Source organism: Actinosynnema sp. NPDC023658, from assembly GCF_040639995.1.
GTDB lineage: Bacteria > Actinomycetota > Actinomycetes > Mycobacteriales > Pseudonocardiaceae > Actinosynnema.
In genome coordinates this window covers 54,858-69,414 of sequence record NZ_JBFAAX010000002.1, presented here as the reverse complement: position 1 = coordinate 69,414, position 14,557 = coordinate 54,858, and the positions used below count along the sequence as shown (strand labels likewise).

At 72.8% G+C, this 14,557-nt stretch carries 18 protein-coding genes; 12 read left to right on the top strand and 6 right to left on the bottom strand.

What is annotated here, in order from left to right; all coding sequences use genetic code 11:
• The 5 genes from AB0G02_RS00840 to purB all read left to right on the top strand — a co-directional run.
• Nucleotides 1–689: hypothetical protein (locus tag AB0G02_RS00840; protein WP_360787236.1), on the top strand; the 689-nt coding region annotated here is incomplete at its 5' end.
• A 45-nt stretch (nucleotides 690–734) separates the two neighbouring features.
• Nucleotides 735–1,319, top strand: a complete 585-nt coding sequence (locus AB0G02_RS00835; RefSeq protein WP_360787234.1) for a TetR family transcriptional regulator C-terminal domain-containing protein — start codon at nucleotides 735–737, stop codon at nucleotides 1,317–1,319.
• Nucleotides 1,320–1,366: 47 nt separating this feature from the next.
• Entirely contained in the window at nucleotides 1,367–1,897 is a 531-nt protein-coding gene (locus tag AB0G02_RS00830) for a SigE family RNA polymerase sigma factor (protein WP_360787231.1), read from the top strand.
• Entirely contained in the window at nucleotides 1,894–2,679 is a 786-nt protein-coding gene (locus AB0G02_RS00825) for a hypothetical protein (RefSeq protein ID WP_360787228.1), read from the top strand. The genes AB0G02_RS00830 and AB0G02_RS00825 overlap by 4 nt, the downstream gene beginning before the upstream one ends.
• A gap of 47 nt (nucleotides 2,680–2,726) precedes the next feature.
• Entirely contained in the window at nucleotides 2,727–4,160 is a 1,434-nt protein-coding gene (gene purB / locus AB0G02_RS00820; protein ID WP_360787225.1) for an adenylosuccinate lyase, read from the top strand.
• 15 nt (nucleotides 4,161–4,175) lie between these two features.
• Here purB and AB0G02_RS00815 read toward each other — a convergent pair whose 3' ends face one another.
• The 4 genes from AB0G02_RS00815 to AB0G02_RS00800 all read right to left on the bottom strand — a co-directional run bounded on the left by AB0G02_RS00815 (nucleotide 4,176) and on the right by AB0G02_RS00800 (nucleotide 7,106).
• Entirely contained in the window at nucleotides 4,176–4,610 is a 435-nt protein-coding gene (locus AB0G02_RS00815; protein WP_360787221.1) for a hypothetical protein, read from the bottom strand.
• 71 nt (nucleotides 4,611–4,681) lie between these two features.
• Nucleotides 4,682–5,431: an amino acid ABC transporter ATP-binding protein gene (locus AB0G02_RS00810; protein WP_360787218.1), complete on the bottom strand. Its 750-nt coding sequence runs from the start codon at nucleotides 5,429–5,431 to the stop codon at nucleotides 4,682–4,684.
• Nucleotides 5,428–6,258: an amino acid ABC transporter permease gene (locus AB0G02_RS00805; RefSeq protein WP_360787215.1), complete on the bottom strand. Its 831-nt coding sequence runs from the start codon at nucleotides 6,256–6,258 to the stop codon at nucleotides 5,428–5,430. Before AB0G02_RS00805 ends, AB0G02_RS00810 begins: the two co-directional genes overlap by 4 nt.
• Nucleotides 6,255–7,106: an ABC transporter substrate-binding protein gene (locus tag AB0G02_RS00800; RefSeq protein WP_360787213.1), complete on the bottom strand. Its 852-nt coding sequence runs from the start codon at nucleotides 7,104–7,106 to the stop codon at nucleotides 6,255–6,257. Before AB0G02_RS00800 ends, AB0G02_RS00805 begins: the two co-directional genes overlap by 4 nt.
• Before the next feature lie 62 nt (nucleotides 7,107–7,168).
• On the opposite strand from AB0G02_RS00800, the gene AB0G02_RS00795 reads away from it, so the two are divergent.
• On the top strand, nucleotides 7,169–8,059 hold the full coding sequence (locus AB0G02_RS00795) for a phosphoribosylaminoimidazolesuccinocarboxamide synthase (protein WP_360787211.1): 891 nt from the start codon (nucleotides 7,169–7,171) through the stop codon (nucleotides 8,057–8,059).
• A gap of 82 nt (nucleotides 8,060–8,141) precedes the next feature.
• A complete protein-coding gene (locus tag AB0G02_RS00790; protein ID WP_360787208.1) occupies nucleotides 8,142–8,879 on the top strand; it encodes a DUF2334 domain-containing protein in 738 nt (245 codons plus the stop codon).
• On the opposite strand, the gene AB0G02_RS00785 is transcribed toward AB0G02_RS00790, so the two are convergent.
• A complete protein-coding gene (locus tag AB0G02_RS00785; RefSeq protein WP_360787205.1) occupies nucleotides 8,801–9,412 on the bottom strand; it encodes an MBL fold metallo-hydrolase in 612 nt (203 codons plus the stop codon). The two genes, AB0G02_RS00790 and AB0G02_RS00785, sit on opposite strands and share 79 nt — an antisense overlap.
• 70 nt (nucleotides 9,413–9,482) lie before the next feature.
• Nucleotides 9,483–10,454, bottom strand: coding sequence for an NAD-dependent epimerase/dehydratase family protein (locus AB0G02_RS00780; RefSeq protein WP_360787202.1), 972 nt, complete (start codon nucleotides 10,452–10,454; stop codon nucleotides 9,483–9,485).
• A gap of 147 nt (nucleotides 10,455–10,601) precedes the next feature.
• Between AB0G02_RS00780 and AB0G02_RS00775 the strand changes: the two genes are divergently transcribed.
• The 5 genes from AB0G02_RS00775 (at nucleotide 10,602) to purL (ending at nucleotide 14,443) form a co-directional block, all read left to right on the top strand.
• Nucleotides 10,602–10,823 (top strand): hypothetical protein, encoded by a 222-nt coding sequence (locus AB0G02_RS00775; protein WP_360787200.1) that lies wholly within the window; start codon nucleotides 10,602–10,604, stop codon nucleotides 10,821–10,823.
• The gene (locus AB0G02_RS00770; protein WP_360787198.1) at nucleotides 10,820–11,002 is read left to right on the top strand and encodes a hypothetical protein; all 183 of its coding nucleotides are present in this window, start codon (nucleotides 10,820–10,822) and stop codon (nucleotides 11,000–11,002) included. Before AB0G02_RS00775 ends, AB0G02_RS00770 begins: the two co-directional genes overlap by 4 nt.
• Nucleotides 11,003–11,235: 233 nt before the next feature.
• Nucleotides 11,236–11,475 carry a phosphoribosylformylglycinamidine synthase subunit PurS gene (gene purS, locus AB0G02_RS00765; RefSeq protein ID WP_360787195.1) on the top strand — a complete coding sequence of 80 codons (240 nt, stop codon included), beginning with the start codon at nucleotides 11,236–11,238 and terminating at the stop codon, nucleotides 11,473–11,475.
• Nucleotides 11,472–12,143 carry a phosphoribosylformylglycinamidine synthase subunit PurQ gene (gene purQ / locus AB0G02_RS00760; RefSeq protein WP_360787193.1) on the top strand — a complete coding sequence of 224 codons (672 nt, stop codon included), beginning with the start codon at nucleotides 11,472–11,474 and terminating at the stop codon, nucleotides 12,141–12,143. The genes purS and purQ overlap by 4 nt, the downstream gene beginning before the upstream one ends.
• Nucleotides 12,143–14,443 carry a phosphoribosylformylglycinamidine synthase subunit PurL gene (gene purL, locus AB0G02_RS00755; protein ID WP_360787190.1) on the top strand — a complete coding sequence of 767 codons (2,301 nt, stop codon included), beginning with the start codon at nucleotides 12,143–12,145 and terminating at the stop codon, nucleotides 14,441–14,443. Before purQ ends, purL begins: the two co-directional genes overlap by 1 nt.
• Nucleotides 14,444–14,557 lie beyond the last annotated feature (114 nt).

The following is a 14,557-nucleotide window of genomic DNA, read 5'->3' as shown; positions in this document are numbered from 1 at the left end:
GACCAGGGCGGGCAGGCGCTCGTCGGGGGTGCCCTCCGGCCGCACGTCGGCGGTCGGCCCTCGCGGTCGGCGCCGCGGCCGTGCTGGTGCTCGTGTTCGGCGGCGCGGCCCTCACCACCGGCCTCTTCCGGGACCCGGGCGGCGCGGAGGTCGCCGCGGGTTCCGCTCAGGACGCTTCTTCCCCTAACGTCACACCATTCAGCGCGGGCGAGCCGGAGATGCTGCCGAAGGGCGACGTGTCACCGGACCGCAGCGGTGGAATACCGCCCAAGAGCCTCCCCGAGGACCCGTCTACGCAGGGGGACGAGCCATCGGGGAGTGCCGACCGCACGCCGGTCGGCAGCGCCCAACGCGGGTGCGTTGAGGTGGACCGGGAGCTCGCCGTCGCCCTCGCCGACGAGCTCCCGGTCGCCAACGCGGGCCAGGCCTCCCCCGCGGCGGCCGACTGCCCGGCGGGGGCGCGGGGCGCGAGCTTCCTGGTGCGCGACGGCGACGACTACGGCACGGTGTCGGTCGTGATCACGCCCTCGGGCACGGCCCTGTCGCCGGACCGCACCGAGGCCTACGCGTCGGCGAAGACGGCGGGCGGCGACGAGCTGTACGTGATCAGCCGGTCCGCGGCGGCCGCGGACGACCCGTTCCAGGACGAGCTGCCCGCGTGGGCGGATCGGCTGGCGGCGCGGTTCTGAGGACGTGCGGGCACCGGTCGGTCCCGCACTAGTACCTTTCCTGCAATGACAGCCGCAACGCCGAAGGGCGAACGCCGGCGCCAAGCGCTCGTCGAGGCCGCGGCGAGCCTGTTGGTGGACGGCGGGTTCGACGCGATCCGGCACCGCGCCGTCGCCGAGCGCGCGGGCCTGCCGCTGGCCTCCACCACCTACTACTTCGACTCGCTGGACGAGCTGGTCACCGCCGCCCTGGAGTTCCACGCCAACGCCGAGCTGGCCTACGGCAAGGCCAGGCTCGACGAGCTGGACCCGAGCGAGTGCGGCGGCGACGCGTTCGTCGAGCTCGTGCTGGACCTGCTGCTCGGGCCGTCCGGCGAACGCGACGCCGAGGCCGTGCTGCTGCGCTACGAGCGGCTGGTCGCCACCGGTCGGCGGCCCTACCTGCGGCCGTTGATGCGCAGGATGTCCGGTGAGCTGCACTCCCTGCTGTTCGACATCTTCGCCCGCGCCGGTCAGCCGGTCGACCGGGAACGCGTGCAGGAGCTGATCGCGCTGGTCGACGGCGCGGTGGTGAACGCGCTCATCGAGATCAGCCCGGACCCCCGCGCGGTGGCCCGGCGGATGCTGCGCAAGTCGGTGCAACCCCGCTGACCCCCTCGCACGTGTGAGGTGTGGGGGCGCGGAAGGGGACCGATCGCATGCGCGAGGCCGAGGAGCGGGGTTTCCGCGAGTTCGCGGTGGGCCACGCCGCTTCGCTGCGGCGCACCGCGTACCTGTTCTGCGGCGACTGGCACACGGCCGAGGACCTGATGCAGGCCAGCCTGCTCAAGCTGTACCAGGCGTGGCACCGGATCGAGTGGCGCGACAACGCGTCGGGGTACGCGCGCAAGGTGCTGCTGCGCACGTGGCTGGACGAGAAGCGCAGGCCGTGGCGGCGGGCCGAGCAGCGCGACGGCGAGGTGCCGGACGTGGCCGACGCGGCGAGCGACCCGGAGCGGTCCGGCGAACGGCTGTGGGCGCGGGACCTGGTGCACGCGGCGCTGCTGCACGTGCCGCCGCGCCAGCGGGCCGTGCTGGTGCTGCGGTACTTCGAGGACCTGCCGGTGAGCGAGGTCGCGGCGGCGATGGGCTGCACCGAGGGCACGGTGAAGAGCCAGACGGCGCGCGGGCTGGTGGCGTTGCGCGCCGCGGTCGACAAACTGGAGCAGGGGGCGGTGGTGGCGTCGTGAGCGAAGCGGACCTGCGCGAAGCGCTGCGCGCGGCGGTCGTCGACGAGCCGCCGCTGGACTTCGACCCGGACCGGCTGATCCGGCGCGGTCGGCACGTGCGGCGGCGTCGGGCGCTGGTGGCCGCGGTGGTGGCGACGCTCGTCCTCACCGGCACGGTGCTGTCCCTGCCGGGTGTGCTCGACCGGCGACCCCGCCACGACGTGGCCGCGGAAGCCGGCGTCGACGCGGGCCGGGGGCCGGTGCTGACGACCGCCGCGCCCACCCCGCCCACGGTGGTCGGGACGGTGCCACCGTCCCCGCCGGTCGCCGCGACGCCCGGCTCCGAGGGCCTCCGGGCCTACCTCGAGCACCACCTGGGCGAGCGGTTCACCGAGGTCGTGCCGGACGCGAAGGTGACGCAGGTCGAGTTCGCCGTCCACCCCGAGAACGAAGCGGGGCGCATCACCGGGTGGCTGACCTTCGTCGACGCGGAGGGGGCCGGCCAGGTGGTGGTGCAGCTCTCCCCGCCACCGGCGACGTCGACCCTGGAGGAGTTCTGCGCCACGGTCACCTGCGACGAGTCCCGGCTCCTGGCGGACGGCAGCTACGCGGCGTCCTCCGACGTCCACGGGACCGGGAAGGCGATCACGCGCACGGTGGTGCACTTCCGCGCCGACGGCTCGGTGGTCCAGGTCACCGGCTACAACTACGACCCGGCCACGGCCGCAGGGCCGCGGGCCGAGGTGGCGCTGACGGTCGACGAGCTCGTGGCGTTGGCCACCGATCCCGGGCTGGCACCCTGACGATCCCCGGCGTCCGGCCCGCCGCCGGCGCGAAATAAGCTGGTCACGTGACGGTCAAGCCCCGCATCGCCAATGTCCTCGCCGGTCGCTACGCCTCCACGGAGCTGGCCACGCTGTGGTCCGCCGAGCACAAGATCGTGCTGGAGCGGCGGCTGTGGCTCGCCGTGCTGAAGGCGCAGGCCGAGCTCGGCCTCGACGTACCCGCCGAGGCCGTCGCCGACTACGAGCGGGTGGTCGAGCAGGTCGACCTGGCGTCCATCGCGGAGCGCGAGCGGGTCACCCGCCACGACGTGAAGGCGCGCATCGAGGAGTTCAACGCGCTGGCCGGGCACGAGCACGTGCACAAGGGCATGACCTCGCGCGACCTCACCGAGAACGTCGAGCAGCTCCAGGTGCTGCGGTCCCTGGAGCACGTGCGCGGCAAGACCGCCGCCGTCCTGGCCCGCCTCGCCCGGCGGGCCGCCGAGCACACCGACCTGGTGCTCGCGGGCCGGTCGCACAACGTCGCCGCGCAGGCCACCACGCTCGGCAAGCGCTTCGCCACCACCGCCGACGAGGTGCTGGTCGCGTTCCGGCGGCTGGACGAGCTGATCTCCCGCTACCCGCTGCGCGGCATCAAGGGCCCGGTCGGCACCGCCCAGGACATGCTCGACCTGCTCGGCGGCGACCGGGACAAGCTGGTCGAGCTGGAGCGCCGGGTCGCGGGCCACCTCGGCTTCGTCACCGTGCTGACCAGCGTCGGCCAGGTCTACCCGCGGTCGCTGGACTTCGACGTCGTCTCCGCCCTCGTGCAGCTGGCCGCCGGGCCGTCGTCGCTGGCCAAGACCATCCGGCTGATGGCGGGCCACGAGCTGGTCACCGAGGGCTTCAAGCCGGGCCAGGTCGGCTCCAGCGCGATGCCGCACAAGATGAACACCCGGTCGTGCGAGCGGGTCAACGGCTTCGCGGTCATCCTGCGCGGCTACCTGTCCATGGTCGGTGAGCTGTCGGGCGACCAGTGGAACGAGGGTGACGTGTCCTGCTCGGTGGTGCGCCGGGTCGCGCTGCCGGACGCGTTCTTCGCCTTCGACGGGCTGTTGGAGACGTTCATCACGGTGCTGGACGAGTTCGGCGCCTACCCGGCGGTCGTCGCCCGCGAGCTGGACCGCTACCTGCCGTTCCTGGCGACCACGAAGGTGCTGATGGCGGCGATCCGGGCGGGCGTCGGGCGGGAGACCGCGCACGAGGTCATCAAGGAGCACTCCGTCGCGGTCGCGCTGGCCATGCGCGAGCAGGGCCTGGCGGAGAACGACCTGCTGGACCGGTTCGCCGCCGACGACCGGCTGCCGCTGGACCGGGCGGCGCTGGACGGCCTGCTGGCCGACCGGCTGTCGTTCACCGGCGTGGCCGAGCAGCAGGTGGCGGACGTGGTGCGGCAGGTCGAGGACGTGCTGGCGAACTACCCGACCGCGGCCGACTACGCCCCGGCCCCGATCCTCTAGGCCCTCACACCCCGGTCAGGGCCTGCCCCAGACCAGCCGTCCCCGGCGGGTCGGCGTGCACACCAGCTTGCGGCCCGCCGGGTCGACCGCCGTCGCGCCCTGCTCCTCGCACGGGAAGCCCTCCAGGGCGACCTCGTCGAACCGGGGCGGGGTGGTCGTCGGCACGGTCGTCGGCCGCGGCTCGGGCTCGGGTGGGACCTGCACCGGCGGTGGGGGTGGCGGTTCCGTCGTCTCGGCCACCGTCGGCGGTGGTGGCGGGGTGGTCGGCGCGGGCCGCACGGTGATGTTGGCCACCGCCGGGATCGACGTCACCGGCGCCGTGCTGGACACCGTCGGCAGCAGCACCGGCTCCGGGTTCGGCGAGGGCTTCGCGCAGGCGCCCGTGAGCAGCAGCGCCAGCAACCCGCCGCTCACCACGACGGGTGCCGCAAAAGGCTTCCGAGGGACCACGGCAAGCAGAGTAGGGCTCACTCGTCCGATACCCCAAGTGGCGTCTACCGACTGGCCCAGCCGGGGACCGCCTAAAGGCGGCCCGCGTCGATGATCCGGCGCAGGAACTGCCGGGTGCGGGGGTGCTCCGGATCACCGAGCACCTGCTCGGGCGGTCCGGACTCGACCAGCCTGCCGCCGTCGAGGAACACCACCCGGTCGGCCACCTGCCGGGCGAAGCCCATCTCGTGCGTGGCCATCAGGATCGTCCGACCGGTCACGGCCAGCTCCCTGACCAGCGACAACACCTCACCGACCAGCTCGGGGTCCAACGCGCTGGTGATCTCGTCCAGCAGCAGCAACCGCGGCGAGTAGGCCAGCGCGCGGGCGATGGCCACCCGCTGCTGCTGACCCCCGGACAACCGCTCGGGGTAGCTGCGGCCCCGATCCGCGAGCCCCACCCGTTCGAGCAGGTCGTAGGCGTTGCGCTCGGCCACGTCCCGCGGCACGCCGTGCACCACGCGCGGCGCGAGGGTGATGTTGTCCAGCACGCTCATGTGCGGGAACAGGTTGAACGCCTGGAACACGATGCCCATGCCGCGCCGGGCCCGGTCGGCGTCCACCCGCGGGTCGGACACGTCCACGCCGTCGAGCAGCACCTGGCCGTCGTCCAGCTCTTCGAGCAGGTTCACGCACCTGAGCAGGGTCGACTTGCCCGAACCCGACGACCCGATCACGGTGACCACCTCGTGCTCGTGCACGTCGAGGCTGATCCCGTCCAGCACGGTGGCGGCGCCGTAGCGCTTGACGACACCTCGGACGCTGAGCACCGGTTCGGTCATCGTCCCCCCTGACGGTGTTCGACCCGTCGGCCCACGGCGTCCGCGAGCCGGGCCGTGGGTGCCGCGAGCAGCACGAACAGCAGTCCGGCCACCACGTACGGGGTGAAGTTGAACGCGCGGGCGTGCTCGATCTGCGCCGCGCGGACCGCGTCCACCGCGCCGAGCACGGAGATCAGCCCGCAGTCCTTCTGCAGCGCGACGAAGTCGTTGAGCAGCGCGGGCATGACCCGCCGCACGGCCTGCGGCAGCACGACCAGCCGCAGGGTCTTGCGCGGGCTCAGGCCCAGCGACCGGGCCGCCGCGACCTGCGACGGGTGCACCGACTCGATGCCGGCGCGGAACACCTCGGCCACGTACGCGGTGTAGGCCAGCACCAGCGCCGCGCAGCCGAGCACCACGAAGTCGTTGGGCACGCCGGTCAGCCGCAGCGCGGGCAGCCCGAACCCCACCAGGTACAGCAGGATGATCAGCGGCAGGCCGCGGAACAGGTCCACGTACACCGTGGCCAGCGCCCGCAGCGGGAACCACACCGGGCTGCGCAGCGTGCGCAGCGCCGCCACGCCCAGCGCCAGCACCAGGATCAGCGCCCCGCACACCACGAGCACGCGCAGGTTCAGCCAGAGCCCTTCGAGGATCGCGGGCAGCGAGCGCCACGCGATCTCCACGTCGAAGAACGACTGCCGCACCCGCGGCCAACCCGGTGCGCCGGCGACGGTGACGCCGACCGCGACGGCGAACACGGTGGTCGAGAGCAGGGCGACCAGGGTGGACCGCCGCGAACGGGAGCGCTTGTAGGCCAGGCGCTCCCGTTGCAGCTCGCTCGTCACTTCAGCTCGGGTGCTGTGCCCGCGGACGACAGCCAGTCCCGCTCGATCCCGGCCAGCGTGCCGTCGGCGCGCAGGTTCTCCACCGCGGTGGAGACGCACGCGGTCAGCGGGCTGCCCTTGTCCAGCACGATGCCGAACTGCTCGGGCTTGCCGTCGCCCGCCGGGATCTGGCCGACGATCAGCCCGTCCTCCAGCTCGGCGGAGGTGATGAAGAACGCGGTCGGCAGGTCGACCACCAGCGCGTCGATCTGCCCGGCGCGCAAGGCGGCCTTGGCGTCGTCGTTGGTGTTGTAGACCGCGACGTCCTGCGCCGGCTGCAGGCGCTGGGCGGCGTCGAAGCTGGTCGTGCCGACCTGCGCGCCGATCTTGACCTGCTTGAGCTCGGCCAGCGTCTTCGCCCCGGCGGCCTTGGACGCCTTCAGCGTGATCACGGCCTGGTCCACGTCGTAGTACGGCGCGGAGAAGTCGACGGCCTGCTTGCGCTCCTCGGTGATCGAGAACTCGTTCAGGTCCATGTCGTAGGTCTTCTTGCCCGGCTGGATGGCGGCGTTGAACGGCACCCGCGTCCACACCACGTCGGTCTTCGCGTAACCCAGCTCCTCGGCCAGGGCGTAGGCGATGGCCGACTCGAAGCCCTTGCCGTTGTCCGGGTCGTCGTCCACGAACCACGGCTCGTACGCGGGCTGGTCCGTGCCGAAGGTGACCTTGCCGGGGGTGAGGGTGGCCAGCTTGTCCTTCGTGCAGGCCACACCGTCCACCTGGTTGGTCGGCGGCGCGGTCTGGTCTGCGGGGGCGCAGGCGACCGCGACGGTGGCGGTCACGGCGAGTATCAGTCCGGGTGCACGCATGGGGGGAATCTTGCCGCAGGTGGGAAGGGCCGCCCATGAGCTGGGACAAGTAGGCTTCGGCCGTGCCCAAGCTCGCCGACTACCGCCTGGTCGCCGCCGGCAAGGTCCGTCAGGTCCACGAGGTGGACGACGACCTGCTGCTGTTCGTGGCGTCCGACCGGATCTCCGCCTACGACCACGTGCTCACCACCACGATCCCGGACAAGGGCCGGGTGCTCACCGCGATGAGCGTGTTCTGGTTCGAGCGGTTCGCGGACCTGGTGCCCCACCACCTGGTGGCGTGGGACGACCCGCGCATCCCCGCCGAGGTGCGCGGTCGGGCGCTGCTGGTGCGTCGGCTGGAGATGGTCCAGGTCGAGTGCGTCGCCCGCGGTTACCTGACCGGGTCCGGCATGGCCGAGTACCGGCAGACCGGCTCGGTGTGCGGCGTGGAGCTGCCGTCCGGCCTGGTGGAGGCCTCGGAGCTGGTGCCGCCGATCTTCACCCCGGCGACGAAGGCCGAGCTCGGCGCGCACGACGAGAACGTGTCGTTCGAGCACGTCGAGGCGCAGGTCGGCACGTCGCTGGCCACCCGGCTGCGGGACGTCACGCTGGAGGTCTACGGCGCGGCCCGCGAGTTCGCGCGGTCCCGGGGCGTGATCCTGGCCGACACGAAGTTCGAGTTCGGCGTGGACCGGTCCGGCGCGCTGGTGCTGGCCGACGAGGTGCTGACGCCGGACTCGTCGCGGTACTGGCCGCTGGACGGTTACGAGCCGGGGCGCGTGCAGCCGTCGTTCGACAAGCAGTACGTGCGCGACTGGCTCACCTCGCCGGCGTCCGGCTGGGACCGGGCGTCCGACGTGCCGCCGCCACCGCTGCCCGACGACGTCGTCGCCGCCACCCGCTCGCGGTACGTGGAGGCGTACGAGCGGATCACCGGCCGGTCGTTCGCGGACTGGCCGAGCCCGGAGTAGGGCACCGGGTCGTCATCCGGTCTTCGAGTCGTCTTCGGCCGCTCGTCGGACGGGCGACACGGCGGTGGTGCGCACTGGTGGCATGGTCGCCGAACTCGTGGTCTCGCTGTCCGGCATCGGGTCGGGCACGCTCGCCCGGTGCGCCGCCCTCGCGGACGAGCTGGACCGGCGGCGGGTGCCGTTGTCGCTGCTCCTCGCGCCGCGCAGGGCCGTTCCCGGTGAGGCGTCGACGTGGCTGCGCCGACGCGTGGCCGCCGGTGACGCCCTGGTCCTGCACGGCTTCGACCACCAGCCGGACCCGTCGCGCCGGGCCGTGTCGCTGCGTCGGTGGGTGGAGTCCTCCGCGCTGCCCGCGCACGAAGCCGGCCTGCGGCTGATCGCCGCGCGGGCCGCGCTGGAGCGGTCGGGCCTGGCCACCGACCTGTTCACGCCGCCGAGCAGGCTCGCGTCACCGGGCACGGTGGTCGCGCTGCGGCGGCACCGGTTCGCGGTGTGCGCGGACATGGCCGGCGTGCGCGACCTGCGCACCGGCGACGTGCGGACCGGTCGGGTGCGGGTGGTCGGCGGCCACTCCGGCTACCTGGCCGGCGTGGGCCGGGAAGCTCGGCGCGGTGGGCTCGTGCGACTCGAGGTGGACGCCGCGGCGCTGGACCGGCCGGGGGCGCGCGACGTGCTGCTGGAGGCCGTCGACCTGGCCCTGCACCACGGCGCGCTGCCCACCACCTACCGCCCGCCCGCGCCCTACAGCTCGACCGCCTCGCCGAGGGGCAGCACGACGACCTCCACGCCCTCGGGCGCGGTGCCGGTCAGGACCCGGTAGAAGATCTCGGTCTGCGTGAGGATCCCCTGGTGGATCGGCACCGCCTTGCGCGGGCCGACCGCGGCCAGGAAGTCCGCCGCCTCGGAGACCTTCATCCAGGGCGCGGCGGTGGGCAGGCCGAGGACGTCGACGCGTTGCTCCGGCACGGCCAGCGAGTCGCCCGGGTGGTAGAACGCGCCGTGGTCGACCAGGTAGCCGACGTTCACCGGCAGCTCGATCTTCTCGTGGATGACCCCGTGCGGCGCGTCGAGGACGTTGACCACCGTGCCGCCGAACTCCAGCGCGTCACCGGGCGCGACCCGCTCGGCGCCGTCCAGGTCGAACGGCGCGACCACGCGCGCGCCGGGGTTGGCCGCGCGCAGGGCGGGCAGCTTCTCCGGGTCGAGGTGGTCGCGGTGCTCGTGCGTGATCAGAATCGCGTCCAGGCCCTCGACCTGCTCGAAGCCCGACGAGTACGTGCCCGGGTCGAACAGCAGGCGGGCGGCGCCGGTGTCGACCAGCAGGCACGAGTGTCCGAAGTGGACGATCAGCATGGGGTGGGCCCTCCTTCTCGCTGCCGACCGTTCTACTCCGGTCGGGGCGCGGTCGCTCAGCCCACGTCGCTCAGCCCACGTCGCGCAGGAGCGCGTCCTCCACCTCCGGCGGCAGGCCCGCGCGGCGGACGCGGTCCAGGCCGAGGGCGCGTTCGTGCTCCAGCGCGTCCAGCGCGGTCTCGGCCGTGGGGCGGACCCGCAGCCCGGCGGCCAGCGCGGGACCGGAGTCGCGGAACATCATCGCCCGGTGGCTCGGCGGCAACCACAGCGGCAGGGACCGCGGCCCCACCCAGGGCGCGACCTCGTGCCGCTGGAGGACGGCTTCCGGCACGCGGACCAGCTCGGTGCCCGGAGGCGCCACCGCGCCCGCGATCTCGCCCAGGACCAGCGACAACGGGTTGGCCGGGCCGATCGCGTCGTAGGTGCCGGTGGTGCGCCGCTCGGCCGCGTCCACGATCCAGGCGGCGAGGTCGCGCGCGTCGACGTGCTGCGCGGGCTGGTCGGGCGCGTCGGGGACGACGACGCGACCGCCCCGCGACAGCCGGCCGGGCCAGTAGCCGAACCGGTCGCTCGGGTCGCCGGGCCCGGTGATCAGGCCCGCGCGGACGATGAACGCTCGGTCACCGACGGCGTCCAGCACGGCGTTCTCACTGGCCACCTTGACGCCGCCGTAGCGGTCCGGCGACATCGGCGCGGCCGGGTCGTCCTCCAGCGGTTCGAGGGTGGCCGTGGTGCCGGGCGTCGAGTGGTCGGCGTAGACCGAGCAGCTGGAGACGAACGTCCAGTGGTCGGCGGTGACCGCTCCCAGCGCCCGGCGGACCCAGGTGACCGACATCTTCGCCACGTCCACCACCGCGTCGAAGTGCGCGCCCTCCAGCGGACCCAGGTCGACGTCCCGGTCCACGCGCACCAGCACCGCCCCGTCGGGCACGGACCCGGACTCCCCGCGCGCCGCGCAGACCACCTCGTGCCCCCGCCGCACCGCTTCGGCGGCCGTCGCCTTGCTGAGGAACACCGTCCCACCGAGCACCAGGATCCGCATGGACCCCACCCTGCGGTCCCCACCGCCGACCCGCCACCACGTCCGCCGACAGCGAACGCCCCTCCTGGCCGCTGGTCCCGGTGGTCGGCGAACGCACGTTCGAGCGCAATCGTTCCAGCGCGCTCCCGGCGGTGTCGATACCCGGCTGTGGCTGTGCAAGCCGAGGAGAAGGAGTCGCGGCGCAAGTTGCTCCTCTCCCGGCTGACCGAGTTCGGCGTCCGCGTCGACGTCTACCGGGCGGGTTGTGGCGGCGGGGAGGAGCCGGCAAGGCAGAAGTGCCTCGCCCGGCTGGTCGACGACCTGGTGGACCTGAGGGTGGCCGCCTGGTGCTGGACAGCCGCGACGACCGCGACAGGATCGACCTGTTGACCATCCGCACGGCCCTGGGCAAGCAGGCCCGCGGCTCGCACGTGATGTACGAGCACTGCGAGAGCGGGCTGGAGCCGCTCTTGTGGATTCCCGACATCGTGGTCGGGTGTCACGGGTTGGGCGGTGACTGGACCCGCCGGACGAATCCGGTGATCGGATCCGTGGTCCGACTTGATTGACCCGTGAAACGCGAAACCCAGCCGCCGACCGTCCGGACGTAGGCTGGGTTCACTTCCTCGGCTTACGGGCCTCGGCTGGGTTCAGATTACCAGCGACCCCCGCAGAACTGTCCCGTCCCGATCGGGTGATCTCTCGTGAACGTGTGCCGCCCGCCACCTGTGAAGTTGATGAACACCCAGGTCAGGTAGGCTCTGCCGGTACCGCCAGCCCTCCTACCTTGGAGCAGCCTGTCGTGGCCCGAGTCGTCGTCGACGTCATGCCGAAGCCCGAGATCCTCGACCCGCAAGGACAGGCGGTGGCCAACGCGCTGCCCCGTCTCGGGTTCGACGGAATCACCACTGTCCGCCAGGGCAAGCACTTCGAGCTGGAGGTCGCCGACGACGTCGACGACGCCACGCTCGCCAAGATCGCCGAGACATTCCTCGCCAACCCCGTGATCGAGGACTGGGCCGTGAGGCGGGTCGAGGCATGAGGGTCGGGGTCATCACGTTCCCCGGCACGCTGGACGACGTCGACGCGGCCCGCGCAGTCCGGTACGCGGGCGCGGAGGCGGTCAGCCTCTGGCACGCCGACCACGACCTGAAGGACGTCGACGCGGTCATCGTGCCCGGTGGGTTCTCCTACGGCGACTACCTGCGCTGCGGCGCGATCGCCCGGTTCGCCCCGGTCATGCAGGAAGTGGTGGACGCCGCCCGCAAGGGCATGCCGGTACTCGGCATCTGCAACGGATTCCAGATCCTGTGCGAGGCGCACCTGCTGCCCGGCGCGCTCATCCGCAACCACAAGCTGCACTTCGTGTGCCGCGACCAGTGGCTGAAGGTGGAGAACAACTCGACCGCCTGGACCACCCGGTACGACCAGGGCGCGGAGATCCTCGTGCCGCTCAAGTCCGGTGAGGGCGGCTACCAGGCCGACCGGTCCACGTTGGACGAGCTGGAGGGCGAGGGCCGGGTGGTGTTCCGCTACGTCGGGGAGAACCCGAACGGCTCGCGCAACGACATCGCGGGCATCACCAGCGCCAACGGCCGGGTCGTCGGCCTGATGCCGCACCCGGAGCACGCCATCGACGCGCTGACCGGCCCGACCGACGACGGCCTCGGGATGTTCCTGTCCCTCGTCGACGCGGTGGTGAGCGCCTGATGACCGTCGACACCGTCGAGCACGCGGAGAAGACGCCCGACCAGGAGCAGCCCTACAAGGAGCTGGGCCTGAAGGACGACGAGTACGCGCGCATCAAGGACATCCTGGGCCGCCGCCCCACGGACGCCGAGCTGGCCATGTACTCGGTGATGTGGAGCGAGCACTGCTCCTACAAGTCGTCCAAGGTGCACCTGAAGTACTTCGGCGAGACGACCACCGACGAGATGCGCGAGAAGATGCTCGCGGGCATCGGTGAGAACGCGGGCGTCGTCGACATCGGTGACGGCTGGGCGATCACGTTCAAGGCCGAGAGCCACAACCACCCGTCCTACGTTGAGCCTTACCAGGGCGCGGCGACGGGTGTGGGCGGCATCGTGCGCGACATCCTGGCGATGGGCGCGCGCCCGCTGGCCGTGATGGACCCGCTGCGGTTCGGCCCCGCCGACGCGCCGGACACCCGCCGCGTGCTGCCGGGCATCGTGGCCGGCGTGGGCGGCTACGGCAACTGCCTCGGCCTGCCCAACATCGGCGGCGAGGTCGTGTTCGACGCGACCTACGCGGGCAACCCGCTGGTCAACGCCCTGTGCGTGGGTGCGATGCGGGTCGAGGACCTGCACCTGGCGCACGCCTCGGGCGTCGGCAACAAGGTCGTCCTGTTCGGTGCGCGCACCGGTCTGGACGGCATCGGCGGCGTGTCGGTGCTGGCCAGCGAGACCTTCGACGACACCGCGGAGTCCGATGCCGCCTCGGCGGGGGGACATACCTCGGCGGGCAAGCGCAAGAAGCTGCCGAGCGTGCAGGTGGGCGACCCGTTCACCGAGAAGGTGCTGATCGAGTGCTGCCTGGAGCTGTTCGCCGAGCGCATCGTGGTCGGCATCCAGGACCTCGGCGGCGCGGGCCTGGCCTGCGCGACGTCGGAGCTGGCCAGCGCCGGTGACGGCGGCATGCTCGTGCACCTGGACCGGGTGCCGCTGCGCGCGTCGGGCATGACGCCGGCGGAGATCCTGTCCAGCGAGTCGCAGGAGCGCATGTGCGCGGTCGTGCGGCCGGAGGACCTGGACGCGTTCCTGGCGGTCTGCGCGAAGTGGGACGTCATCGCCACCGAGATCGGTGAGGTGACCGACGGCGACCGGCTGGTCATCACCTGGCACGACGAGGTCGTGCTGGACGTCCCGCCGCGGACCGTGGCGCACGAGGGCCCGGTGTACGACCGGCCGATCGAGCGCCCGGCCGACCAGGACGCGCTGGTGGCCGACACGCCCGACGGGCTGCCCAAGCCCGCGCGCGAAGAGCTGCTCGACCTGGTCAAGACGATGGCGGCGTCGCCGAACCTGGCGTCGAAGCGGTGGGTCACCCAGCAGTACGACCGGTACGTGCGCGGCGGCACGGTGCTCGCGCAGCCCTCCGACTCGGGCATGATCCGCATCGACGAGTCGACGAACCGGGGCGTGGCGCTGTCCACGGACTGCAACGGCCGCTACGCCAAGCTGGACCCGTACGCGGGCGCGCAGCTGGCGCTGGCCGAGGCGTACCGCAACGTGGCCACGACGGGCGCGACGCCGGTCGCCGTCACGAACTGCCTGAACTTCGGCTCGCCGGAGGACCCGGCGGTGATGTGGCAGTTCGAGCAGGCGGTGAAGGGCCTGGCGGACGGGTGCGTCGAGCTGGGCATCCCGGTGACCGGCGGCAACGTCAGCTTCTACAACCAGACCGGTTCGACGGCGATCCTGCCGACGCCGGTGGTGGGCGTGCTCGGCGTGATCGACGACGTCCGCCGCCGGATCCCGACCGGGATCGGCGCGGAGGCCGGCGAGACGCTGCTGCTGCTCGGGGAGACGCGCGCGGAGTTCGGCGGCTCGGAGTGGGCGCACGTGGTGCACGGCCACCTGGGCGGCGTGCCGCCGAAGGTGGACCTGGCCCGCGAGAAGCTGCTGGGCGAGGTGCTGGTGGCGGGTTCGCGCGACGGGATGCTGTCCGCCGCGCACGACCTGTCCGAGGGTGGGCTGGCACAGGCCCTGGTCGAGACGTGCCTGCTCGGCGAGGTCGGTGCCCGGGTGTTCCTGGAGGGCGACGAGTTCACCGAGCTGTTCAGCGAGTCGGCGGCCCGCGTGCTGGTGGCCGTGCCGCGCACGGAGGAGCTGCGGTTCACCGACATGTGCACCGCTCGCGGCCTGCCGTGGCGCAAGGTCGGCGTGGTCGACCCGGAGTCCGACGCGCTGGAGGTCCAGGGGCTGGGTTCGCTGCCGCTGGCCGAGCTGCGCGAGGCCTGGGAGGGCACGCTGCCGGCGCTGTTCGACTGACACCGGTGGTGGGGGGGGGGGGGGGGGGGCCCCCCCCCCCCCCGGCGGGGGGGGGGGAGCCGGGGTGGCCCCCCGGGGGTGGGGGGGTGGGGCCCGTGTAATAGGGGAGGTGGT

Coding starts and splice junctions, on each gene's coding strand:
- AB0G02_RS00835 (WP_360787234.1), top strand. CDS start 735: ATGACAGCCGCAACGCCGAAGGGCGAACGCCGGCGCCAAGCGCTCGTC.
- AB0G02_RS00830 (WP_360787231.1), top strand. CDS start 1,367: ATGCGCGAGGCCGAGGAGCGGGGTTTCCGCGAGTTCGCGGTGGGCCAC.
- AB0G02_RS00810 (WP_360787218.1), bottom strand. CDS start 5,431: ATGACCGAACCGGTGCTCAGCGTCCGAGGTGTCGTCAAGCGCTACGGC.
- AB0G02_RS00800 (WP_360787213.1), bottom strand. CDS start 7,106: ATGCGTGCACCCGGACTGATACTCGCCGTGACCGCCACCGTCGCGGTC.
- AB0G02_RS00790 (WP_360787208.1), top strand. CDS start 8,142: ATGGTCGCCGAACTCGTGGTCTCGCTGTCCGGCATCGGGTCGGGCACG.
- AB0G02_RS00785 (WP_360787205.1), bottom strand. CDS start 9,412: ATGCTGATCGTCCACTTCGGACACTCGTGCCTGCTGGTCGACACCGGC.
- AB0G02_RS00780 (WP_360787202.1), bottom strand. CDS start 10,454: ATGCGGATCCTGGTGCTCGGTGGGACGGTGTTCCTCAGCAAGGCGACG.
- purQ (WP_360787193.1), top strand. CDS start 11,472: ATGAGGGTCGGGGTCATCACGTTCCCCGGCACGCTGGACGACGTCGAC.
- purL (WP_360787190.1), top strand. CDS start 12,143: ATGACCGTCGACACCGTCGAGCACGCGGAGAAGACGCCCGACCAGGAG.